The sequence below is a fragment of the Streptomyces sp. NBC_01591 genome, assembly GCF_035918155.1.
Taxonomy (GTDB): domain Bacteria; phylum Actinomycetota; class Actinomycetes; order Streptomycetales; family Streptomycetaceae; genus Streptomyces.
In genome coordinates this window covers 2,749,289-2,772,327 of the sequence record NZ_CP109327.1, presented here as the reverse complement: position 1 = coordinate 2,772,327, position 23,039 = coordinate 2,749,289, and the positions used below count along the sequence as shown (strand labels likewise).

The window sequence follows — 23,039 nt, the reverse complement described above, 5'->3', positions numbered from 1 at the left end:
GAAGAGAACCAAGAGGAACCCCATGAATCTGCTGCTGCTCTCCAACTCCACCCAGTACGGCCGGGGTTATCTGGAACACGCCCTCGACACCGTCACCGCGTTCCTGCCCGCCGGTGCCCGGCTGGCCTTCGTCCCGTACGCGCTCGCCGACTACACCGCCTACACCGCACGCGTCCGCGAGGCCCTCGCGCCGTCCGGCATCAGCGTCCGCGGGGTCCACGAGAACGCCGATCCGGTAGCCGAACTCGCCGCGTCCGACGCCGTGTTCATCGGCGGCGGCAACTCCTTCCGGCTGCTGAGCGCCCTGTACCGGACCGGCCTGCGGGGCGCCGTGACCCAGGCGGTACGGGACGGGCTGCCGTACATGGGGGCCAGCGCGGGGACGAACATGGCGGCGCCCACCCTGCGCACCACCAACGACATGCCCATCGTGCAGCCGCCGTCCTTCGAGACGCTCGGCCTCGTCCCGTTCCAGATCAACCCGCACTATCTGGACCCGGACCCGGCCAGCACCCACAAGGGCGAGACCCGCGAGGAGCGGCTCAGCGAATTCCTGGAGGAGAACGACGTGCCGGTGCTCGGCCTGCGCGAGGGTTCATGGCTGCGGGTCGACGGACGCCAGGCCCGGGTGCAGGGCGCCCGCCCCGCCCGGCTGTTCACCCGCGGCGCGCAGCCGCAGGAGCTTCCGGTGGGGTCGGACGTCTCTCATCTGCTCACGACGACACCGCGGTTCGACGCTCCGGTGCGCTGACGCCCAGCACCAGATCGGCATCGACCGGCAGGCCGTCGCCCGGGTACGCGGCCGGGCGGGCGCTCGGCGCGTACCCGGTGGCCGACCCGGCCAGCACGAAGTTCCCGCCGTGCGGGGCGGCCAGCGTGTAGTGGCCGTCCTCGTCCGCCACGGCGAGACCGGCCTGCCGGCCCCGGTGGTCGATCAGCGTGACATTGGCGCGGGCCACCGGGGCGCCGTCCGCGTCCAGCACCCGGCCGCGGAAGCCGCCCGAACCGGCCACCGGGCGGGAGGCGTTGAGCACCGGGGCCGGGGCGTCCTCGTCGCTGCTCGCCAGCAGCGCCGGGCGCATCGCCTCGCGCTGCGACGGCAGGAACGAGGCCAGCACCAGCCCGATCAGCACCGCACCCGTCGCGATCAGGAACGAGATGCGGAACCCCTCCATCGAGGGCAGCGGCACCCCGCCCGTGCGCACCGAGGTGTTCGCCAGCACCATGCCGATCATGGCGCTCGACACCGACGTGCCGATCGACCGCATCAGGGTGTTCAGGCCGTTGGCCGCACCGGTCTCGGACGGGTCGACGGCCCCGATGATCAGCGCGGGCAGCGAGGAGTACGCGAGCCCGATGCCGGCCCCGAGCACCACCGCGATCACCACGGTCTGCCAGGCGGCGCTCATCAGGCCCAGCCCCGCCCCGTAGCCGATCGCGATGATCAGCATGCCGAGCATCAGGGAGACCTTGGGGCCCCGGCGGGCGGACAGCCGGGCGTACAGCGGGGCGACGAACATCATCGTCAGGCCGAGCGGCGCCACGCACAGCCCCGCGACCACCATCGACTGCCCGAGGCCGTACCCCGTCGACGTCGGCAGCTGGAGCAGCTGCGGCAGGACCAGCGAGACGGCGTAGAAGGCGACCCCGACCATGATCGAGGAGAGGTTGGTGAGCAGCACCTCGCGCCGGGCCGTGGTCCGCAGATCGACCAGCGGGGCCGGGCTGCGCAGCTCGAACAGGCCCCACAGGACGAGGATCACCAGCGCGGCGGCGATCAGTCCGAGCGTGCTGCCCGAGGTCCAGCCCCAGTCGCTGCCCTTGGTGATGGGAAGCAGCAGGCAGACCAGTCCGAGCGAGAGTCCCAGCGCGCCGACGAGGTCGAACCGGCCGGGGGCGCGCAGCGTGGTCTCCGGTACGACCAGGACGGTGAGCGCCATCGACAGCACACCGAGACCGGCCGCGCCGAAGAACAGGGTGTGCCAGTCGGAGTGCTGGGCGATCAGCGCGGCGGCGGGCAGTGCCAGGCCGCCGCCGACCCCGATCGAGGAGCTCATGAGCGCCATCGCCGAGCCGAGCTTCTCGCGCGGCAGCTCGTCGCGCATGATGCCGATGCCCAGCGGGATGGCGCCCATGGCGAAGCCCTGGAGCGCGCGTCCCACGATCATGACCACGAGGTCGTCGGTGAAGGCGCATATCAGTGAGCCGATCACCATCACGGCGAGGCTGGCGAGCAGCATCTTCCGCTTGCCGTAGAGGTCACCGAGCCGCCCCATGATCGGGGTGGCGACGGCGCCCGCGAGCAGCGTCGCGGTCATCACCCAGGTGGCGTTCGACGGGTCGGTGTGCAGAAGGGCGGGCAGGTCCTTGATGACGGGGACGAGCAAGGTCTGCATCACCGCGACGGTGATGCCCGCGAAGGCGAGCACGGGGACGACACCGCCGCCCGCCTTGCGCGGCCTCGGATCGGGGAGTTCCCCGGTGTGCTGTCCGTTCGTCGTCTCTGGCATACGTGCGGCCTCCGGGCGGCGTGATCGAGGTTCTGAAGAGGCGTGCGGGCGGTGCGGGCGGGAAGCGCCCGCACCGCCAAGTGCGTGCAGGGTGAAACCTTCCCGGTGCCCGAGGTATTCCGGTGAACGCGGTGCGAACGGGGCACGACGGCGCGCTCGGCCCGAAGCGTGCGGAGATCCGGCCGTCATCTGACCTTCCGTCAGAATGGAACGTGTTCTACTCTTGCGCCGTTCCAGTGGCTGCGACCGGCGAGGATCCGCATGGGCATCGGAATCACCGAAGAACACAGGGAGTTGGCGCAGGCCGTACGGGGCTGGCTGGCGCGCGCCGTGCCGCCGCAGGAGATCCGCAGGCTGCTCGACGCGGATGCTCCCGGTACCCCCGGCGTGCGCCCCGGGTACTGGGACGGGCTCGCGGAACAGGGCCTGCTCGCCATCCATCTGCCCGAGGAGTACGGGGGCGGGGGCGGCCGGCTCCTCGACCTGGCCGTGGTCCTCGAAGAAGCGGGCCGGGCCGCGCTCCCCGGCCCGTACCTGTCGAGCTCCCTCGCCTCCGCCGTACTGCACACGGCGGGGCCGCACGACCTGGTGCGCGAGCTCGCGGCCGGTACCCGCATCGGCGCCGTCGCCCTCGGCCCCGGCACCCTCACCGCCGTCGAGCACGAGGACGGCCATCTGCTCGACGGCACGGCACCGCCCGTCCTCTCCGGGGCCGACGCCGACCTGCTCCTCCTCCCCGCCGAATCGGCCACCGGCACCCTCTGGTTCGCCGTCGACTCCGCCACCGCGGGCCTGACCGCACGCCCGCACCGCGGCGCCGACCCGACCCGGCCCACCGCCGAGATCCGCGCCGAGGGCGTACTGGTCCCGGCGGAACGCGTCGTACGGACCTCCGCCGCACACGTCCGCGACCTCGCCGCAGCCCTCCTTGCCGCGGAAGCCTGTGGAACCGCGGCCAGAGCGCTGCACACCGCCGCCGAATACGCCAAGGTCCGCGAACAGTTCGGCCGCCCCATCGGGCAGTTCCAGGGCGTCAAGCACCTCTGCGCCGACATGCTCGTACGGGTCGAGCGGGCCCGCGCGCTGGTGTGGGACGCGGCCCGCGCCGCCGACGAGGAGACGGACCCGGACGTACGGTCCATGGTCGCCGCCCTCGCCGCGTCGGACGCCCTCGACGCCGCGTACGGCTGCGCCAAGGACTGCGTCCAGATCCTCGGCGGGATCGGCTTCACCTGGGAGCACGACGCCCATCTGTATCTGCGCCGGGCCCTGGTGGCCCGGCAACTGCTGGGGTCCGGTGACGCCCACCGGCTGCGGGCCGTCCGGCTGGCCGAGGGCGGGGCGCGCCGCGAACTCGCCCTCGAACTCCCCGCCGAGGCGGCCGCTCACCGGGCCGGGGCGCGCGAGGCCGTCGCCGCCGCCCGCGGCCTGGACCCGAAGGCCGCCCGCCGTGCCCTCGCCCCGACCGGCTACGCGGCCCCGTACCTCCCCGCTCCCTACGGCCTGGGCGCCGGTCCCGTACAACAACTGGCCATACAGCAGGAGTTGGTGGAACAGGGGGTGAAGCTGAGCGATCTCGGGATCGCCACCTGGGTGGTGCCCTCGCTCATCGCCCATGGGACGGCCGAGCAGCAGGACCGCTATCTGCTGCCCACCCTGCGCGGCGAACTCCTGTGGTGCCAGCTGTTCTCGGAGCCCGGTGCGGGATCCGACCTCGCCTCGCTCCGTACGAAGGCGGAGCGGACCGACGAGGGCTGGCGGATCAACGGGCAGAAGGTGTGGACGAGCGCCGCCCAATGGGCCGACCACGGGATCCTGCTCGCCAGGACCGACCCGGACGCTCCCAAGCACCAGGGGATCGGCTACTTCCTGGTCGACATGAAGAACACCCCGGGCATCGACATCCGGCCGCTGAAGGAGATCACCGGCGACTCCCTCTTCAACGAGGTGTACTTCGACGACGTGCTGCTGCCCGCCGACGCCGTCGTGGGCGAGGCCGACGGCGGCTGGCGGGTCGCCCGCAACACCCTGGGCAACGAGCGCGTCCACATGGCCGACCAGATGGCCTTCGACACCGGCCTGGAGGCGCTGATCGCCCGCTCCGGCGAACTCGACGGCGCCTGCCGGGCCCGCATCGGAGCGCTCGCCGCCGAGGCCCACGCGCTCGGCTGCATCGGACTGCGGACCACGATGCAGCAGGTCTCCGGGCTCGAACCCGGCGCGGGAGCCTCCATCCGCAAGCTCGTCCAGACCACCCACCAGCAGAAGGTCGCCGAACTCGCCCTCGAACTCCTCGGCCCGGCGGGCGCGGCCGGCGAGGGGCCGGGGGAGCGGGCCCTGCACGGCTTCCTGATGTCCCGCTGCCTGACCATCGCGGGCGGCACCACCCAGGTCCAGCTCAATGTCGTCGCCGAGCGCATCCTCGGCCTCCCGCGCGATTGAAATCGAAGGGACTTGCCATGAAGCCCGCGAAGCCCACGAACCACGCGAAGCCCACGAACCACGCGAAGCCCATGAAGCTCATGAAGCCCATGAAGCTCATGAAGGCGTACGTCGTCGGCGTCGGCATGACGAAGTTCGAGAAACCCGAGACGCGCGACTGGCAGTACTGGGACATGGCGAAGGAGGCCGGGACGGCGGCGCTCGCCGATGCCTCCCTCGCGTACGAGCAGATCCAGCAGGCCGTCGTCGGCTACTGCTTCCAGCCCTCCACCGCCGGTCAGCGCGCGGTGTACGGACTCGGTCTGACCGGAGTCCCCGTCTACAACGTCAACAACAACTGCGCCACCGGCTCCACCGCCCTGATGATGGCCCGGCAGTTCGTCGAGGGCGGCGGCAGCGACTGCGTCCTCGCGCTCGGCTTCGAGAAGATGACGCGCGGCGCACTCGGCGGCGGTGGCGCGGACGGGGGTGCGGACGGCTTCAGGACATCGCCCGTCGCCCGGCACTACGGGATCATGGCCGCTGCCCACGGCTTCGAGATGAGCCCGCCCACCGCCCAGATATTCGGCAACGCGGCCCGCGAGCACATGAAGCGGTACGGGACGACCGAGGCGCAACTCGCCGCCGTGGGCGCCAAGAACCACCGGCACTCGGTGAACAATCCGTACGCCCAGTTCCAGGACCCGTACACGGTCGAGGAGATACTCGCCGCGAAGACCATCCACAGCCCGCTGACCAAGCTCCAGTGCTCACCCACCTCCGACGGCGCGGCCGCCGCCGTCGTCGTGTCGGAACGCTTCGTCGAGAGCCACGGTCTGGGTGACCGGGCGGTGGAGATCGTCGCCCAGGCGATGACCACCGACACCGGCGACTCCTTCGCCTCGGGGACCTGCATCGACGCGGTGGGCCTGCCGATGTCGCGGGCCGCCGCCCGGCAGGTCTACGAGGCCTCGGGGCTCTCGGCCGCCGACCTGGACGTCATCGAACTGCACGACTGCTTCTCCATCAACGAACTCCTCACCTACGAGGCGCTCGGGCTGTGCGGCGAGGGCGAGTCCGGAAAGCTCGTCGAGTCCGGCGCCACCACGTACGGCGGCCGCTGGGTGGTCAACCCGTCCGGCGGGCTGATCTCCAAGGGACACCCGCTCGGCGCCACCGGAATCGCCCAGACCGCCGAACTGACCTGGCAGCTCAGGGGCGAGGCCCAGGGCAGGCAGGTGAAGGACGCCCGGGTCGGCCTGGCCCACAACATCGGGCTCGGCGGGGCGGCGGTGGTGACGCTGCTGCGGCGTTAGCGCCTGTCCGGCGGATCACCGCCCGGGTCGGCCCGAATACCGATGTACGGGGCGATGCGCGGGTGCGAGTATGACGGGCATGGCTGATGTCACGACGCCCGCGCCGCCGCGAGAGCGGACCCGTACCCACAACTGGGCGCCGGTACTCGCCGCCTGCGTCGGCCAGTTCCTCGTCGTGCTCGACGTGTCCGTCGTCAACGTCGCCCTGCCGTCCATGCGTTCCGACCTCGGGATGAGTACGGCCGGACTCCAGTGGGTGCTCAACGCCTACTCGATCGCGTTCGCCGGATTCATGCTCCTCGGCGGACGCGCCGCGGACATCTACGGCCGCAAGCGGATGTTCCTCATAGGCCTCGGCCTGTTCACCGCCGCCTCTCTGGCCGGTGGGCTCGCCCAGGAGGGCTGGCAACTGCTCGCCGCCCGCGCGGCGCAGGGGCTCGGTGCCGCCGTGCTCGCCCCCGCCACCCTGACCCTGCTCACCACCACCGTCCCCGAGGGCCCGGCCCGGACGAAGGCGATCGGCACCTGGATGGCCGTCGGTGCGGGCGGCGGTGCGGCCGGCGGGCTGATCGGCGGGGTGCTCACCGATCTGCTCTCCTGGCGCTGGGTCCTGCTGATCAATGTGCCGGTCGGGGTGCTCGTCCTGGCCGGCGCCGCCGTCCGGCTCGCGGAGGGCAGGGCCGGGGACCGGCGGCGGATCGACCTCCTGGGCGCGGTACTCGTCACGGTGGGCCTCGCCTGCGTCGCGTACGGCATTGTGCAGACCGAGGAGTCGGGGTGGACCGCGACGGCGACCCTGGCGCCGCTGCTCGGCGGAGTGGTCCTGCTGGGCGTCTTCGTGGTGGTGGAGGCCCGGACGGCGGAGCCGCTGATGCCGCTCCGGGTGCTCGGGGCGCGGGCGGTGACGTCGGCCAACGCGGCGACGTTCGTGATCGGTTCGGCGACGTTCTCGATGTGGTACTTCATGACCGTGTACGCCCAGGCCGTGCTGGGCTACACCCCGCTGGAGGCCGGACTCGCCCTGATGCCCACGTCGTTGGCCGTAGTCCTCGGCTCGAAGTGCGCGCCCCGGGTGATGGCCGTGACCGGTGCGAAGAACCTGGCGCTCATCGGCACGGCGATCGCCGCGGCCGGCTTCGGCTGGCAGTCCACGATGGGCGCCGACGGTTCGTACCTCACCTCGGTCTGCCTGCCCGGGGTCCTGATGATGGCAGGTACGGGCCTGGCGGCCACTCCGCTCGCCTCGCTGGCCATCACCGGCGCGGCCCCCGGCGAAGCCGGTCTGGTCTCCGGCCTCGTCGGCACCTCCCGCACGATGGGCGGTGCGCTCGGTCTCGCCGTGCTCTCCACCGTCGCGGCGGCCCGCACCGCGGGCGGCACCGGACCGGAGGAGCTCACGGCCGGGTACGCACTCGCCTTCCGGACGGCCGGAACGGTACTGCTGGGCGGACTGCTGCTCATGGCGCTCTGGCTGCCCCGCCACCGGTCGGACCGGCGCTGAGGCGCAGGGCCCGTAGGCCTTACAACCACCCCTGCTGCCGCGCCGCCCGCACCGCCTCCATCCGGTTGCGGGTACCTGTCTTGCCGATCGCTGCGGACAGATAGTTGCGCACCGTCGACTCGGACAGATGCAGCTTCGCCGCGATGTCGGCGACCGTCGCCCCGTCCACCGAGGCGTTCAGCGCGTCCCGCTCGCTCAGCACCCGGCGGATCGCGGCGGCGAGCTCCTCGACCGGGCCGTCCTTCCCGTCCACGGCCCGCACGCCGCGCCCCGCCCGGCCGAAGGCCTTGACCGCCCCGGTGAGGACCACCGCGGCTCCGCTCCCCGTTGTCTGCGTCATGAATACGACGCTACGGAGGCGGCCCGGGCCCCGGCAGATGTCTGTGTACGGACTTCGCCATGACATATGTCATCGCCGGACGCCGGCCCACGGAGGAATCTGACGCTTCATCAGCAGTGGTCTTCCCAACGGCTGGGCGCTGCGTTATACATGGGTTCATCGGCTAGAACGCGTTCTAGAACAGGCGTGGCGGCCGGTCCCGCGCGACCTCGGTGCGGCCGACGGTGCGGACGGCCGCGCCGAGGTCTTCCCACCATCAAGGAGCAGCTCTCCCATGCCCATTGATGCCGAAAAGGCTCTCGCCGCCGAACCCCGCTCCACCCGGATCAGCTGGGGCCACAAGGACGTCCAGCTCTACCACCTCGGAATCGGTGCCGGCGCCGACCCCGACCGTGCCGACGCCGCGATCGACCCCCACGAGCTGCGCTACACGCTGGAGTCCCGGCTCCATGTGCTGCCCTCCTTCGCCACCGTCGCGGGCGCGGGCATGGGCGTCGTCGGCGGACTCTCCTCGCCCGGCATCGACATCGACCTCGCCGCCGTCCTGCACGGCGGGCAGAGCGTACGGGTGCACCGGCCGATCCCGGTGAGCGGCAGCGCCGTACAGACCTCGAAGGTCGCCGCGGTGTACGACAAGGGCAAGGCCGCCGTGCTGGTGCTGCGCACCGAGGCCGCCGACGACGAGGGCCCGCTGTGGACCAACGACGCCCAGATCTACGTCCGGGGCGAGGGCGGCTTCGGCGGTGAACGCGGCCCGTCCGAGCGGGTCGCCTACCCCGCCATCGCCCCGAACCACATCGTGCGGCGACCCGTCCGGCCGGACCAGGCGCTGCTGTACCGCCTCTCCGGGGACTGGAACCCGCTGCACGCCGACCCCGAATTCGCCGCGCGGGCCGGCTTCGACCGGCCGATCCTGCACGGACTGTGCACCTACGGCATGACGCTCAAGGCCGTCACCGACACGGTCCTCGGCGGCGATGTGACCCGGATCCGCTCCTGCCGCACCCGTTTCGTCGGTGTCGTCTTCCCCGGTGAGACCCTCCGCATCGAGATGTGGACGTCCGGGAACCAGGTGCGGGTCGAGGTGAGGGTCGTGGAGCGGGACAACACCATGGTCCTCGGCGACACCTTCGTCGAACACTCCTGAACCCGAAGCCCAACCCGAGCCCGAACCGACTCCAAGAGGACCACCGGCCCACGTTCCACAGGCCCATGAGGGGAGCCGCACCATGCGCGCAGCCGTACTGCACGAGATAGGCCAGGACAAACTGGAAGTCCTCGACGACATCGAGGCGGTGGGCTTCGGCCCCGGCAAGGTCAGGCTCCGTATCAGGGCCACCGGACTGTGCCACTCCGACGTCTCCGCGATGAGCGGGGTGCTGCCGCAGCCCGCCCCGTTCATCCCGGGCCACGAGGGCGCCGGCGAGGTCATGGACGTCGGTGACGGCGTCACCGGACTGAGTGCGGGGGACCGGGTGCTGGTCTGCTGGCTGCCCGCCTGCGGGGCGTGCCCGTCCTGCAAGCGTGGCCAGACCCAGCTCTGCCTGGCCGGTTTCATGAACGCGGGCACCCCCAACTTCAAGCGCCCCGGCGGCGATGTGTTCGGCTTCGCGGGCACCGGCACCTTCACCGAGGAGGTCGTCGTCGGCGCGGGCTGCGCGGTGCCGATCCCCGACGACGTACCGTTCGAGATCGCCGCGCTGATCGGCTGCGGGGTGACCACCGGGCTCGGCGCGGCCATCAACACCGCACAGGTGGAGGCGGGTTCGTCGGTCGCCGTGATCGGCTGCGGCGGCGTCGGCATCTCCACGATCCAGGGCGCCAGGGTGCAGGGTGCCGCCCAGATCGTGGCCGTGGACCCGGTCGCGTCGCGGCGCGAGGCGGCGCTGCGGTTCGGCGCGACCGAGGCGGTGTCGCCCGACGAGTTCGCCGATGCCAAGCAGCGGATCACCGCGGGCGAGGGCTTCGACTACGTCTTCGAGGTCGTCGGCAAGTCGGCCACCGCACGCACCGCGTACGACCACACCCGGCGCGGCGGCACCCTGTGCATCGTTGGCGCGGGCGCGATGGACGACAACTTCCAGGTCAACATGTTCGAGCTGTTCTTCGACGAGAAGCGGATCCTGCCCTCCATGTACGGGGGAGGCGATGTGCTCCGCTCGTACGAACGGGCCATCGCGCTCTGGCGGGCCGGCCGGATCGACCTCGAATCGATGATCACCCACCGGGTGCGGCTCGACGGGATCAACGACGCACTCGACCAGATGCGGACCGGCGATTCGCTGCGCACCTGCATCGAACTCTGACCCCTGCCCCGCCCCCTCCCGAGAGGACTGGAGAGATTCCGATGTCACTTCCCCTGGACGGCATGTCCGCGATCGTCACGGGCGCGGGCCGCGGCCTCGGGCGCGCCGAAGCGCTGGAACTGGCGGGGCTCGGCGCGTCCGTGATCGTCAACGACTACGGGCAGCCGGGCCGCGACGGCTCCGGCGAGGCGTCCGCGACGCCCGCCGAGGAGGTCGCCGAGGAGATCCGGGCCGCGGGCGGCCGGGCGGTCGCGCACCTCGGCGACGTCTCCGACCACGAGCAGGCCCGCGCCCTGGTGGAGCTGGCCGTCGACACCTACGGAAAGCTCGACATCCTGGTCAACAACGCGGGCATCCTGCGCGACCGGATGATCTTCTCGATGACCGAGGACGAGTGGGACTCGGTCATCAGGGTCCATCTCAAGGGCCACTTCAACACCACGCACTTCGCCGCCGCGCACTGGCGCACCCGCTCCAAGGAGTCCGGCGGCCCGGTCCACGGCCGGATCGTCAACACCTCGTCGGAGGCGTTCCTGGCCGGTTCGGCGGGCCAGCCGAACTACGCGGCGGCCAAGGGCGGCATCGTCGGCCTCACCACCTCCACGGCCCTGGCCCTGGCCAGGTACGGCGTCACCGCCAACGCCATCTGCCCGCGGGCCCGCACCCGGATGACCGAGGACGTCTTCGCGGGCTTCCAGGAACCGACGGACGGCCGGCTCGACGCGCTCGCCCCCGAGCACGTCGCGCCGCTGGTCGGCTATCTGGCCTCCCCGGCCGCCGCCAAGGTCAACGGGCAACTGCTCGTGGTGCACGGCGGGATGGTCGCGATCGTCGAACGCCCCAGGGTGGCGGCGAAGTTCGACTCCTCGAAGGAGACATTCTCCTTCGACGAACTGGACGAGTTGATCTCGCCGTACTACGAGGACCGCCCGCCGAACGAGACCTTCGCCGCGGCGGAGGTGCTCGGTCTGAAACGGGGCTGACAACGACGCCCGGGGGAACGGGTGGGCCCCGGCAGCCGTCCGGCTGCCGGGGCCCACCCGTCCCTCGTTGATGTCTCCGCGCGGTCAGGCCGCCCGGCTGTCCCCTTCGGAGGGGCGGCGGTGGCGGCCGTGCGGCTGTGCAGACGTGTCGTCCATCGACTCACCCCCTCGGTGCTTTCCGTAGCCGTCGGCTTCGGCCCGGTCCGCGTCCGCCGGACGCGTCTGGGGCGTGTCGGTTCGGGCTTCAGACATGTGGGAAGTCACCCCGTTGTGATCGCTTACGTGTGTGTCACCAGGGCCGATCACGCCAACCGCAACACGACGCGGCCACCGTCGGCGACCGGCAGATACGGCTGCGTAGCCCAGGCCCAGATTTTAACCAGGCACCGTGCGCCCCGTGAGAGGCGCCTGCCCCAGCGGAATCGGCTTGCACACGGGTAGAGGCGCGGCGGTGGCGGACGGTTGCATACCGCTTTCCGCACCGGGTTCCGCCGACGGCCGCGCGCCGCGCTCGTCGTCCACCGGTGCCTCCAGCAGGGCCACACCGCACGCCACGTTCCCGTCGGCGTACGGAAGTCTGAGTACGCCGTCCCGGGTCCACACCCCGCGACCGGCCTGCCACCCCTGGGGGGCGGCGAGTTGATGCAGCCGGCGCCCGGCCGGGCGCCACACCCCGACCCAGCTGCCCGCCGCGCCGTCGATCCGCAGCGCCACCGCGCAGCTCTCCGGCATCAGCATCTGGCCCGGCTGCACGGCGAACGGCGTCACCGCGACATCGGCCGGGCGCAGGGACTCCGGGAAGCGCACCGGCAGACAGCTGCCGAGCACGCCCCACCCCAGCCGGTCGTGTCCCGGCGCGTCCGAGCGGATCAGCAGCAGTCCGCTGTCCGGATCGGCGAGCAGCAGCCGGTCATTGCTGTTCGGGGCGATCTGCAGCAGCGGCGTCACCTCGCCGCCCCGCTCCAGGTCCACGGCGACCGCCTTGACCGGGCCGCCGCCCGGCATCTCCCGGTCCAGGGCCAGCATCCGGCCCGCCCGGTCCAGCCAGACACCGCCGGAGCAGTGCCCCGGAACCTCCGCGACCACCTCGGGACCGAAGGCGCCGCCCGCCACCAGCCAGACGGAGGTGGAGTGCGCACCGGACGACAGCGCGTACGCGCTCACGCCGTCCGGCGTGGGCGGCAGCAGGGTCAGATCCGGGCATTCGACGGCGCCGAGCGGGAGTTCACCGGTCCCGGGGCCGGTCGGATAGAGCAGCGACACCGCGTGCCGGTCCGCGACCCGGCGCCGGATCAGCACCCGCCCGTCGGCCAGCGGCAGCACCTCGGAGTCCGGCTCCTCCGGCTGGTCGAGGGGGAGCGGCACGGCGTACGGCTCGGGCCCGTCGAGCGTCCAGCGCTCCACGAACCACGCCCCGCCGGCCTCACCGGACGCCTCCGTCGCCGCTTCCGCCACTTCCGCGAGGGCGAGCCGGGCCGCGTACGAACCGTCCGCGGCGATCGTGAGCGCGGGCGGGGCAGGGACTGCCCCGAGGGGCACCCCCGCTCCACCTGCTCCACCCGCCCCACCCGCTTCGTCCGGCGGGTCGTCCGGCGCACCGGGCGCCTCCGGCTCGCTGTCCTCCAGGACCGCATCCCCGTGGTCCTTGGCGGCCCCGGTCGCGCCTACGGTCTTCTTCTCGATGGCACAGACAGTCATGGATTGGTCACCTCCGGCAATCGAAGCTAGTTTTCGCACTTCCTGCCGAACAACACGAGACCCGCCACTTCACACATAAGGGTGGCGATGCCCGGATTCGCCTGAGAAGGAGGGGGTGGGTGTGCTGGAGGTGAGGCGCGTGAGTAAGGTTAGGCGGCCCTAAGTGATACCTGTGTGACCCTGTTGCAACTGGAGCAAGTGATGTCCCTTCGTCGTCGCGGTACCGCCGCAGTCGGCCTGGCGGTGGCTGCCGCCCTTTCCCTCTCGGCCTGCGGGAGCGACGACGGAGGATCGGGCGGCGCGGCCAAGTCCGAGGGCGGCGACAAGAAGGCGGCCGTCGCGACGGGCGGCAAGGACTTCGGTGACGCCGCGAAGAAGACGGCGGAGTACGGCACGGACGCCAAGGCCGGCCAGTTCCCCCGGACCCTCACCCACGCCATGGGCAAGACCGAGATCAAGTCCGCCCCCAAGCGCGTCGTCGTGCTGGACGTCGGCGAGTTCGACAACGTCGTCTCGCTGGGTGTGAAGCCGGTCGGCTACGCCCCCTCCGAGGGTGACGCGGCCATCCCCTCGTACCTGAAGAAGGACGCGGGCAACCCGAAGAACGTCGGCACGATCAACAACCTCAACCTTGAGGCGATCGCCGGCCTGAAGCCCGACCTGATCCTCGGCAGCCAGCTGCGCGCCGCCGACAAGTACGACGCGCTCTCCAAGATCGCGCCGACCGTGTTCTCCATCCGTCCGGGCTTCACCTGGAAGGAGAACTACCTCCTCAACGCCGCGGCGCTGGACAGGACGGCCAAGGCGGAGAGCGAACTCGGCGCCTACGAGGCGAAGGCCGAGAAGCTCGGCGAGGACATCGGCCCGAACAAGCCGACCATCTCCATGGTCCGCTACCTGCCGGACCGCATCCGCCTCTACGCCAAGGCGTCCTTCATCGGCACCATCCTCGACGACACCGGTCTGCCGCGGCCCAAGAACCAGCAGATCAACGACCTCGCCGCGGAGATCAGCCCGGAGAAGATCGACGAGGCCGACGCCGACTGGATCTTCACCGGCGTCTACGGCGACGTGAAGGCCACCAAGCGCGACACCACCCAGGCCAACCCGCTGTGGAAGAACCTGAAGGCCGTCAAGGAGGGCCGGGCCAAGAACGTCTCCGACGAGACCTGGTACCTCGGCCTCGGTGTCACGGCCGCGAACCTGGTCCTCGACGACCTCCGCGCCGACCTCGTGAAGTAACGACTCCCGAGCAGGCTGTGGCCGGTCCGCACGGACCGCCACAGCCATGGGCGACGGGGCACGGAGGGCAGGTAGCCTTTGCTTGTGCCCCGTCTGTCTGATGTCCTCGCCGAGCTCGACGCTCTCTGGCCGCCCGAGCGAGCCGAAAGCTGGGACGCGGTCGGCACCGTCTGCGGAGACCCCGACGCCGTCGTCGACCGTGTGCTCTTCGCCGTCGACCCCGTACACGAGATCGCCGACGAGGCGATCCGGCTCGGCGCCCAGCTGATCGTCACCCACCACCCGCTCTATCTGCGGGGTACGACGACGGTCGCGGCCGACACCTTCAAGGGCCGGGTCGTGCACACCCTCATCAAGCACGACATCGCGCTGCACGTCGCCCACACCAACGCCGACACCGCCGACCCGGGCGTCTCGGACGCCCTCGCCGGTGCCCTCGACCTGCGCGTCGAGCGGCCGCTCGTACCGGACCCGGCCGACCCCAGGGGCCGACGCGGCCTCGGCCGGATCTGCCTGCTCGACCACCCCGAGACCCTGGCCGAATTCGCCGCCCGCGCGGCCGCCCGGCTGCCCGCCACCGCGCAGGGCATCCGGCTCGCGGGCGACCCGTCGGCGACGGTGCGCACCGTCGCCGTCAGCGGTGGCTCCGGCGACAGCCTCTTCGACGCGGTGCGCGCCGCGGGCGTCGACGCCTTCCTCACCGCCGACCTGCGCCACCACCCGGCCTCCGAGGCCATCCAGCACTCCCCGCTCGGCCTGATCGACGCCGCGCACTGGGCCACCGAGTGGCCCTGGTGCGAGCAGGCCGCGGCGGAGCTCGACGCGATTTCCGACCGCCACGGATGGGACCTGCGGGTCCATGTCTCGAAGCAGGTCACCGACCCCTGGACCACCACCACCCACCACTCTTCTGGAGCCCCCAACTGAACGCCGCGCCCGCCGATCAGATCCGACTTCTCGACGTCCAGGCCCTCGACGTACGCCTGTCGCAGCTCGCGCACCGGCGCAAGTCGCTGCCCGAGCACGCCGAGATCGAGTCGCTCACCAGCGACCTCGCGCAACTGCGTGACCTGCTGGTCGCCTCGCAGACCGAGGAGAGCGACACCGCCCGCGAGCAGACCAAGGCGGAGCAGGACGTCGACCAGGTGCGTCAGCGCGCCGCCCGCGACCAGCAGCGCCTCGACTCCGGCGCGGTCACCTCGCCGAAGGACCTGGAGAGCCTCCAGCGCGAGATCACCTCGCTGGCCAAGCGCCAGGGCGACCTGGAGGACGTCGTCCTCGAAGTGATGGAGCGCCGCGAGTCCGCCCAGGAGCGCGTCACCGAGCTGTCCGACCGGGTCTCCGCCGTCCAGGCCAAGGCCGACGACGCGACCGCCCGCCGCGACGCCGCGACCAAGGAGCTCGACGAGGAGGCCGCGACCGTCACCAAGGAGCGCGAGCTCGTCGCCGGTTCCGTCCCCGCGGACCTGCTGAAGCTGTACGACAAGCTCCGCGCCCAGCAGGGCGGGGTCGGCGCCGCCCGCCTCTACCAGCGCCGCTGCGAGGGCTGCCGCCTCGAACTGAACATCACCGAGGTCAACGACGTGAAGGCGGCCTCCCCGGACACCGTCCTGCGCTGCGAGAACTGCCACCGCATCCTGGTCCGTACGGCGGAGTCGGGCCTGTAATGACCCAGCCGCGCCAGTTCGTCATCGAGGCCGACGGCGGATCCAGGGGCAACCCGGGGCCCGCCGGTTACGGAGCCGTCGTCATCGACCCGGTGACGGGGGAGACCCTCGCCGAGGCCGCCGAGTACATCGGCGTCGCGACGAACAACGTCGCCGAGTACAAGGGCCTCATCGCGGGCCTGAAGGCGGCGAAGGCGCTGGTACCGGACGCCTCGGCGGACGGCGCGGTCCAGGTGCGGGTCCGGATGGACTCCAAGCTGGTCGTGGAACAGATGTCGGGCCGCTGGAAGATCAAGCACCCCGACATGAAGCCGCTCGCGGCGGAGGCCGCCAGGATCCTGCCGGCCTCCGCCGTCACGTACGAGTGGATCCCGCGCGAGAAGAACAAGCACGCCGACCGGCTCGCCAACGAGGCGATGGACGCGGGCAAGCGCGGCAAGCAGTGGGAGCCGTCCGCGTCGACGGCCGCCCTCGACACCCCCCGGCCCTCGACCACCGCGGACCTGCCCCCCGTGTCCGGTCCGCCCGGTGACGCGGCGGCGGGCGCGGCGAAGGCCCGCGCGGCCCTGGCCTCCAGGCCGACCGCGGTCGCCCCGGCGGCCCCCCAGGTCGGCTGGGGCGCGGCACCCGACCTCGGGGCGCCTGCCACCTTCGTACTGCTCCGGCACGGCGAGACGGCCCTCACCCCCGAGAAGCGGTTCTCGGGCAGCGGCGGCGGCGACCCCGAACTCTCGGCGGCCGGCCGCCACCAGGCCGAACGCATCGCCCAGTCGCTGGCCGCCCGCGGCACGATCGAGGAGATCGTCAGCTCACCGCTGCGCCGCTGCCGCGAGACGGCGGCCGCGGTGGCGGCCCGGCTCGGCCTGGAGGTCCGGATCGAGGACGGCCTGCGCGAGACGGACTTCGGCGCCTGGGAGGGCCTGACCTTCACCGAGGTACGTGAGCGTTACGGCCCCGACCTGGACGCATGGCTCGCCTCCGCGAAGGCGGCCCCCACGGGCGGCGGCGAGAGCTTCGCCGAGGTCGCCCGCCGCGTAGCGGCCACGCGCGACCGCCTCACCACCCGCTACGCGGGCCGCACGGTCCTCCTGGTCACCCATGTGACGCCGATCAAGACCCTGGTCCGACTGGCACTCGGCGCCCCGCCGGAAGCCATGTTCCGGATGGAACTCTCGGCGGCCTCGGTCTCGGCGGTGGCGTACTACGCGGACGGGAACGTGTCGGTTCGACTGCTCAATGACACGTCGCATCTGAGGTGAGCCGGTGAGCCGGGGGAGCCAGTGCTCCCGGGTGGGTGCGGGGGTGCTCCTGGTGGGAAGGGGCGGGTAGAGGAAAGTCAGCCGCGCAGTCCCGCCGCCTCGCTCGCCAGCCGCTCCACCCGCGCCCAGTCCTTCGCCGCGACCGCGTCCGCCGGAACCATCCAACTGCCGCCCACACAGCCGACGTTGGGCAGCGCAAGATAGGACGGCGCGGAGCCGAGCGAGATGCCGCCGGTCGGGCAGAACCGAGCCTGCGGCAGCGGTGCGGAGAGCGCCTTCAGGTACGCCGTGCCGCCGGCCGCCTCGGCCGGGAAGAACTTCATCTCCGTGACCCCGCGCTCCAGCAGCGCGACCACCTCGGACGTCGTGGAGACACCCGGCAGGAACGGCACCCCCGACGCCTTCATCGCGTCCAGCAACTGGTCCGTCCAGCCGGGGCTGACCAGGAACCGGGCCCCCGCAGCGACGGTGTCGGCGACGTTCTGCCCGGAGATCACCGTGCCGGCACCGACCACCGCGTCCGGCACCTCGGCCGCGATCGCCCTGATCGCGTCCAGCGCCGCGGCGGTGCGCAGCGTCACCTCGATGGCCGGGAGCCCGCCCGCGACCAGGGCCCGGGCGAGCGGCACCGCGTCGGCGGCGTCCTCCAGGACGACTACGGGCACGACGGGGGCAAGGTCCAGCACAGAGGAGGTCATGGGCTCATCTTGCGCGACAGCCACACCGTACGCAACGAGCGTTGCGCATGATGCAACGTGCAACGCTCGGCGACGTCACCTGGCCGACCGTGGGCTCAGTGAATCTCCGTCACCACGACATCGATCGACCACGCCCGCCCGGCCCGCGCCGGAGCCTCGGCCTCCACCACGTACCCGAGCCCGCGCAAGGTCTCCACCAGCTCCGCGGGCCCCTTCGGCCGCGCACCGGAGACCAGCAGATCGCGGACCATCCGCCCCTTCGTCGCCTTGTTGAAGTGGCTGACCACCGACCGCTTCTCGACCCCGTCCACCAGCTGGGAGTGCAGCACCCGCACGCTCGCCGTGCGCTCAGCCACCTCGCCCTTCGGCTTCCAGGCCGCGGTGTAGGCGGAGGACCGAAGGTCCAGGACGAGCCCGTCCCCGGCCGCTTCCGGCATCACCTGGGCCATCGGGTCGCGCCAGTACGCCCCGAGCGCACCCAGACCCGGCAGCTTCACACCCATCGAGCAGCGGTACGACGGAATCCGGTCGCCCACCCGCACGGCGCCCCACAGCCCGGAGAAGACCAGCAGCGACTTCCCGGCCCGCCGTTTGGCCGCCGCGTCCAGGGAGGCCAGGTCCAGTGCGTCGTACAGCACGCCCGTGTAGATCTCCCCGGCCGGACGCGTCCCGGCCGCCCGCAGCTCCACGTTCTTCGCGATCTCGCCGCGCAGCCCCTCGCTCAGCCCGAGCACCTCACGGGCCTTCTCCTCGTCCGCCGTACACAGCTCGACCAGCTCGTCGAGCACCGCCGCCCGCGCCTCGGCCAGGCCCGGCAGCGACAGCGACTCCGGCTTCAGGGGAGCACCGCGCCCCGAGGCGGCCTTTCCTTCGGAGGGCGGCAACAGCACGAGCACGGCGGTTCTCCTTCGTACGCACGGTCAGGGGGCGGGACCGATTCCCCGCGCCAGCGTACGGGGACGGCGGGGCCGTCCGGGCCGCCGTCCGGGATGCCGCCCGCCCCGCCCCGGCCTACGCTCGGTCCATGCCCCGCCGCCATCTCCGCATGACCGGGCCGGCCGACACCCCGCTGGGGGCGTCCCTGCGCAAACTGCGCACCGAGCTCGACCTCCCCGACGACTTCCCGGCCGAGGTCCTCGCCGAAGCGGCACAGGCGGCGAAGGACCCGGCGGTATCGGCCCACGAGGACGCGACGGACCTGCCGTTCCTCACCATCGACCCGCCCACCTCGACCGACCTGGACCAGGCCATGTACCTCGAACGCCGCCGACGCGGCTACCGGGTGCACTACGCCATCGCCGATGTCGCCGCCTTCGTACGCCCCGGCGGCGCACTCGACACCGAGGCCCACCGCCGGGCGACGACCCTCTACTTCCCCGACGGCAAGGTGCCGCTCCACCCCACCCTGCTCTCCGAAGGTGCCGCGAGCCTCCTGCCGGGACGGACCCGCCCCGCCGCGCTCTGGCGGATCGACCTCGACACCGAGGGCGGGGTCGTCGCCACCTCGGTGCGCCGGGCCCTCGTCCGCAGCCGCGCCAAGCTCGACTACGCGGGCGTCCAGCGGCAGATCGACACCGGCACCGCCGAAGAACCCCTGGCCCTGCTCCGAGACATCGGACGGCTCCGCGAGGAGCAGGAGGTCGCCCGCGGCGGCATCTCCCTCAACGTGCCCGAGCAGGAGATCGTCGAGCGCGACGGCGGCTACAGCCTCGAATACCGCGCCCCGCTGCCCGCCGACGGCTGGAACGCCCAGATCTCCCTGCTGACCGGCATGGCCGCCGCCCACCTCATGGCCGAGACCGGCACCGGCATCCTGCGCACCCTGCCGGTCGCCCCGGACGGCGCCGTGGCCCGGCTCCGCCGCTCCGCCGAGGCGCTGCACATCGACTGGCCGCACCATGTCCCGTACGCCGAGGTCGTCCGCTCCCTGGACCCGCGGAAGTCCAGCCATGCCGCGTTCCTCCAGGAGTGCACCACTCTCCTGCGAGGCGCCGGCTACTCCGTCTTCGACCACGGCGAACTCCCCACCCCCGCCGTCCACGCCGCCGTCGCCGACCTCTACACGCACTGCACCGCCCCGCTGCGCCGCCTCGTCGACCGGTACGCGGCCGAGCTGTGCCTCGCCGCCGTCGCGGAACAGGACCCGCCCGAGTGGGTCCGTGCCGCGCAGCCCGGTCTGCCGAAGGAGATGGCGGACGGAACCAGGCGCGCCAACACCGTCGAGCGCGAGTGCGTCGACCTGGTCGAGGCCGCGCTGCTCAAGGACCGGGTCGGCGAGATCTTCGACGCGTACGTGGTCGACGTGTCGGAGCAGGAACCCACCACCGGCACCGTCCACATCGACGACCCGGCCGTCGTCGCCCGGATCGAGAGCGGCGACGCGAAGCTCCCGCTGGGGGAGCGGCTGCGGGTCAGGCTGGCCCGGGCGGATCCTGGTTCGGCGAAGGTGCTCTTCGCCCCCGCGTGAGCGCGGCCACGGCGGCCCCCGGTTCATCCGCGTGGAACCGGACCGCCCGCGCCCACCCCCGCTTCCCCATCGGCCGCACGAACTCCACCGGACCGGCCAGCTCCACCGTTACCGTCGTCTGACCGCCCACGACCAGGTCGAGCACCCCGTCCGCGCCCAGCAGCACCGGCCCGCCCTCGGGAAAGCGTCGCTCGACCCGCGCCCCGACGACCGCATCGGCGGGAATCCGCAGGTCGAACCGCCCGCCGTAGCGAATCCGCAGCGCGCCGTCGGCGTCCACCACATGCGGCCGGGTCACGCAGGAGGCATGCAGCGCCAGGACGAACACCACCCCGTACACATCGAGCACGAGCAGAATCCCGTGCACGACCGGCCACGGGACCAGCAGAGCCAGCATCACCGTCTCGACCACGGAGACGAAGAGCAGGCCGTACATCATCGCCGTCTGCGGCCCGGTGTACGGGACGGCGAGAGCGCCCCCGGGAACGGCGTGGCGCCGTCGCAGCACCCACAGCCCGAGACTGCGCAGGGCGCGCATCTCGTGCCCGACGAGCCGGCGCACGCTCATCCCGCCGCCCTCCCCGCCACGCGCGCCGTCAGGGCCGCCATCATCCGGCGCACCACCTCGGCCTGCGCGGGCGCGTAGTCGTCGAGCAGCGCCTCACCGAACCCCGTCATGACCGGCCCGTCGGAGGGGATCGCCGCCAGCACCCCGTCCGGCACGACGGCCGCCAGATCGGCGGCGAGCGGAGGGATCCGCGGATCATCCACGGGCGCCCCGTCCAGCGCGTCCAGCCGCTCGTACAGCGCGTGCACGGCCGGGTCCTCGGCCAGCGGCGCCAGCGCGGCGTAGAGCTCACTGCCGCCGCCCGTGGTGTCCAGCAGTACGAGATGCTCGCGGTCCTTGGCGGCCGTGGGGGAGCCGGTCGCCGGGACCGTACCGAGCAATTCGGCAAGGGCCGGCGACACGGGCTCCTCGGCGGAGACCGGCCCGTCCAGCAGCCGGGCCAGCCGACGCCGCCGCTCCCGGATCCCGCTCTCCTGCCGGGCCAGATCCGCGTCCAGCTCGGCGAGCACTTCCATGAGCTCGCGCCCCTCCGCGTCGGCGAGCACGTCCCGCACCTCGTCCAGCCCGAGCCCGATCTCGGTGAGCCGCCGGATCCGGGCCAGCACCACGGCGTCCCGCACGCCGTAGACGCGGTAGCCGTTGGCCCGGCGTCCGGGCTCGGGAAGCAGCCCGATGTGGTGGTAGTGCCGGATCGCCCGCGAGGTGACCCCGACGAGTTCGGCTATCTCTCCGATGCGCATGGAGCCAGTAGAAACCTTGACGCTGCGGCAGGGTCAAGCGCTCACTGCACCCTCTCCGTATCCGACAACTCCGGGCCCGCCTGTGCCACGATCGGAGGACGTACTCCCATCTCACGGACGGCGGGCCCATCGATGTCCCAATCTGGCGAGCGACCGAGGAAGGGGCGTGACATGACTGCCATGCCGCATGAACTGCTCACGCAGGCCGACGTCCTGCTGGAGGGCTTCCTGGCGCTGAATACGCCGGAAGGCTTCCGGGCCGAGCTGATCGAGGGGGAAATCGTCGTGACACCGCCGCCGGACGGGGACCACGAGGACTACATCAGCCTGATCATGAAGCAGGTGATCAGGCTGGCTCAGACCGATATGGATTTTTCCGGGAACAAAGGACTGAAGCTGACGAGCGGCGGACGCTGTCCCAAGAACCACGTCATTCCCGACGGCACCTTCGCCCCCACCGAACTGCGTCTGTACCGGGGAGCCGACCCTTGGATGCCGTGCGAGGGAGTAGCCCTCGTCGTCGAGGTCACCTCGACCAAGCCCCGGGCGGACCGCACGGACAAGCGTCACTGTTACGCCCGCGGACCCATCCCGCTCTACCTCCTGGTCGACCGGGAGCAGTCCTCGCTGACGCTGTTCAGCGACCCGGAGGGCGACGACTACCGCCAGCACTGCACGATCCCGTTCGGCAAGCGGCTCACTCTCCCGGCGCCGTTCGCCTTCGATCTGGAGACCGAGGAACTCATCTGAACCCGGCCCCGGTCGGCGGCTCTCGCCGGACGGGTAGCATGGTCGGCACGGCAGACGAGCCGGGCGGACGGCCGCGTGGGGATCTTCGGATCTCCCCGAGGAACGTCCGGGCTCCACAGGGCAGGGTGATGGCTAACGGCCACCCGGGGTGACCCGCGGGACAGTGCCACAGAAAACAGACCGCCGGGGACTTCGGTCCTCGGTAAGGGTGAAACGGTGGTGTAAGAGACCACCAGCGCCTGAGGTGACTCAGGCGGCTAGGTAAACCCCACCCGGAGCAAGGTCAAGAGGGGCCGCCGCAAGGCAGCCCTGCGCGAATGATCGAGGGCGGCCCGCCCGAGTTCGCGGGTAGACCGCACGAGACCGGCAGCAATGCCGGTCCTAGATGGATGGCCGTCTCCCCGGCCGCCGCGAGGCGACCGGGCGACAGAACCCGGCGTACAGCCCGACTCGTCTGCCGCCATCTGCGGTTTTGCCTGAGAAAGGGCCTCTGACCTGCGTCGGAGGCCCTTTCCGGTCTTTCGGGGGCTTGCCGCGTTACGCGGCGGAAAGTCCCTCGGAAGTCCCTCAGAC

At 71.9% G+C, this 23,039-nt stretch carries 20 protein-coding genes, 1 other RNA gene and 1 pseudogene; 14 read left to right on the top strand and 8 right to left on the bottom strand.

Going from position 1 to position 23,039, the window contains the following annotated elements:
* The first annotated feature begins 22 nt into the window (after window positions 1–22).
* Window positions 23–751 (top strand): dipeptidase PepE, encoded by a 729-nt coding sequence (gene pepE, locus OG978_RS12930; RefSeq protein ID WP_326765368.1) that lies wholly within the window; start codon window positions 23–25, stop codon window positions 749–751.
* Here the strand turns inward: pepE and OG978_RS12925 are convergent.
* Window positions 714–2,510, bottom strand: coding sequence for an MFS transporter (locus OG978_RS12925; protein WP_326765367.1), 1,797 nt, complete (start codon window positions 2,508–2,510; stop codon window positions 714–716). The genes pepE and OG978_RS12925 overlap by 38 nt on opposite strands.
* A 261-nt stretch (window positions 2,511–2,771) precedes the next feature.
* On the opposite strand from OG978_RS12925, the gene OG978_RS12920 reads away from it, so the two are divergent.
* The 3 genes from OG978_RS12920 to OG978_RS12910 all read left to right on the top strand — a co-directional run bounded on the left by OG978_RS12920 (window position 2,772) and on the right by OG978_RS12910 (window position 7,748).
* On the top strand, window positions 2,772–4,952 hold the full coding sequence (locus OG978_RS12920; RefSeq protein WP_326765365.1) for an acyl-CoA dehydrogenase: 2,181 nt from the start codon (window positions 2,772–2,774) through the stop codon (window positions 4,950–4,952).
* Window positions 4,953–5,050: 98 nt separating this feature from the next.
* A complete protein-coding gene (locus OG978_RS12915; RefSeq protein WP_326770011.1) occupies window positions 5,051–6,247 on the top strand; it encodes a lipid-transfer protein in 1,197 nt (398 codons plus the stop codon).
* A gap of 70 nt (window positions 6,248–6,317) precedes the next feature.
* Window positions 6,318–7,748 (top strand): MFS transporter, encoded by a 1,431-nt coding sequence (locus tag OG978_RS12910; RefSeq protein ID WP_326765364.1) that lies wholly within the window; start codon window positions 6,318–6,320, stop codon window positions 7,746–7,748.
* 19 nt (window positions 7,749–7,767) lie between these two features.
* On the opposite strand, the pseudogene OG978_RS12905 reads toward OG978_RS12910, so the two are convergent.
* Window positions 7,768–8,031 (bottom strand): annotated as a pseudogene (locus OG978_RS12905) (response regulator transcription factor); the annotation flags it as partial.
* 331 nt (window positions 8,032–8,362) lie between these two features.
* Between OG978_RS12905 and OG978_RS12900 the strand changes: the two are divergent.
* The 3 genes from OG978_RS12900 to OG978_RS12890 all read left to right on the top strand — a co-directional run bounded on the left by OG978_RS12900 (window position 8,363) and on the right by OG978_RS12890 (window position 11,377).
* Window positions 8,363–9,235: a MaoC/PaaZ C-terminal domain-containing protein gene (locus OG978_RS12900; protein ID WP_326765363.1), complete on the top strand. Its 873-nt coding sequence runs from the start codon at window positions 8,363–8,365 to the stop codon at window positions 9,233–9,235.
* Between the two features lie 82 nt (window positions 9,236–9,317).
* Window positions 9,318–10,394, top strand: coding sequence for a Zn-dependent alcohol dehydrogenase (locus OG978_RS12895; protein ID WP_326765362.1), 1,077 nt, complete (start codon window positions 9,318–9,320; stop codon window positions 10,392–10,394).
* Window positions 10,395–10,435: 41 nt separating this feature from the next.
* Window positions 10,436–11,377: a 3-oxoacyl-ACP reductase gene (locus OG978_RS12890; RefSeq protein ID WP_326765361.1), complete on the top strand. Its 942-nt coding sequence runs from the start codon at window positions 10,436–10,438 to the stop codon at window positions 11,375–11,377.
* Window positions 11,378–11,461: 84 nt separating this feature from the next.
* Here OG978_RS12890 and OG978_RS12885 read toward each other — a convergent pair whose 3' ends face one another.
* A complete protein-coding gene (locus OG978_RS12885) occupies window positions 11,462–11,629 on the bottom strand; it encodes a hypothetical protein (RefSeq protein ID WP_326765360.1) in 168 nt (55 codons plus the stop codon).
* Window positions 11,630–11,752: 123 nt separating this feature from the next.
* Window positions 11,753–13,075, bottom strand: a complete 1,323-nt coding sequence (locus OG978_RS12880) for a hypothetical protein (RefSeq protein ID WP_326765359.1) — start codon at window positions 13,073–13,075, stop codon at window positions 11,753–11,755.
* Between the two features lie 201 nt (window positions 13,076–13,276).
* On the opposite strand from OG978_RS12880, the gene OG978_RS12875 reads away from it, so the two are divergent.
* The 4 genes from OG978_RS12875 (at window position 13,277) to OG978_RS12860 (ending at window position 17,243) form a co-directional block, all read left to right on the top strand.
* Entirely contained in the window at window positions 13,277–14,317 is a 1,041-nt protein-coding gene (locus OG978_RS12875) for an ABC transporter substrate-binding protein (protein ID WP_326765358.1), read from the top strand.
* An 84-nt stretch (window positions 14,318–14,401) separates the two neighbouring features.
* The gene (locus OG978_RS12870; RefSeq protein ID WP_326765357.1) at window positions 14,402–15,244 is read left to right on the top strand and encodes a Nif3-like dinuclear metal center hexameric protein; all 843 of its coding nucleotides are present in this window, start codon (window positions 14,402–14,404) and stop codon (window positions 15,242–15,244) included.
* Window positions 15,241–15,984, top strand: a complete 744-nt coding sequence (locus OG978_RS12865) for a zinc ribbon domain-containing protein (RefSeq protein ID WP_326770010.1) — start codon at window positions 15,241–15,243, stop codon at window positions 15,982–15,984. Before OG978_RS12870 ends, OG978_RS12865 begins: the two co-directional genes overlap by 4 nt.
* Window positions 15,984–17,243 carry a bifunctional RNase H/acid phosphatase gene (locus OG978_RS12860; RefSeq protein ID WP_326765356.1) on the top strand — a complete coding sequence of 420 codons (1,260 nt, stop codon included), beginning with the start codon at window positions 15,984–15,986 and terminating at the stop codon, window positions 17,241–17,243. The genes OG978_RS12865 and OG978_RS12860 overlap by 1 nt, the downstream gene beginning before the upstream one ends.
* A 77-nt stretch (window positions 17,244–17,320) precedes the next feature.
* Here the strand turns inward: OG978_RS12860 and eda are convergent, their stop codons facing one another.
* Together eda and yaaA are read right to left on the bottom strand one after the other, a co-directional pair.
* Window positions 17,321–17,941: a bifunctional 4-hydroxy-2-oxoglutarate aldolase/2-dehydro-3-deoxy-phosphogluconate aldolase gene (gene eda / locus OG978_RS12855; protein WP_326765355.1), complete on the bottom strand. Its 621-nt coding sequence runs from the start codon at window positions 17,939–17,941 to the stop codon at window positions 17,321–17,323.
* Between the two features lie 95 nt (window positions 17,942–18,036).
* Window positions 18,037–18,837 (bottom strand): peroxide stress protein YaaA, encoded by an 801-nt coding sequence (yaaA, locus tag OG978_RS12850; protein WP_326765354.1) that lies wholly within the window; start codon window positions 18,835–18,837, stop codon window positions 18,037–18,039.
* Window positions 18,838–18,965: 128 nt separating this feature from the next.
* Between yaaA and OG978_RS12845 the strand changes: the two genes are divergently transcribed.
* Window positions 18,966–20,408 (top strand): RNB domain-containing ribonuclease, encoded by a 1,443-nt coding sequence (locus OG978_RS12845; RefSeq protein ID WP_326765353.1) that lies wholly within the window; start codon window positions 18,966–18,968, stop codon window positions 20,406–20,408.
* Here the strand turns inward: OG978_RS12845 and OG978_RS12840 are convergent.
* Window positions 20,353–20,976, bottom strand: coding sequence for a hypothetical protein (locus OG978_RS12840; protein ID WP_326765352.1), 624 nt, complete (start codon window positions 20,974–20,976; stop codon window positions 20,353–20,355). The two genes, OG978_RS12845 and OG978_RS12840, sit on opposite strands and share 56 nt — an antisense overlap.
* Window positions 20,973–21,716, bottom strand: a complete 744-nt coding sequence (locus OG978_RS12835) for a MerR family transcriptional regulator (protein WP_326765351.1) — start codon at window positions 21,714–21,716, stop codon at window positions 20,973–20,975. The genes OG978_RS12840 and OG978_RS12835 overlap by 4 nt, the downstream gene beginning before the upstream one ends.
* Before the next feature lie 180 nt (window positions 21,717–21,896).
* On the opposite strand from OG978_RS12835, the gene OG978_RS12830 reads away from it, so the two are divergent.
* The gene (locus tag OG978_RS12830) at window positions 21,897–22,466 is read left to right on the top strand and encodes a Uma2 family endonuclease (RefSeq protein WP_326770009.1); all 570 of its coding nucleotides are present in this window, start codon (window positions 21,897–21,899) and stop codon (window positions 22,464–22,466) included.
* 55 nt (window positions 22,467–22,521) lie between these two features.
* Window positions 22,522–22,923: RNase P RNA component class A (gene rnpB / locus OG978_RS12825), an RNA gene on the top strand.
* The last annotated feature ends 116 nt before the right edge of the window (window positions 22,924–23,039 follow it).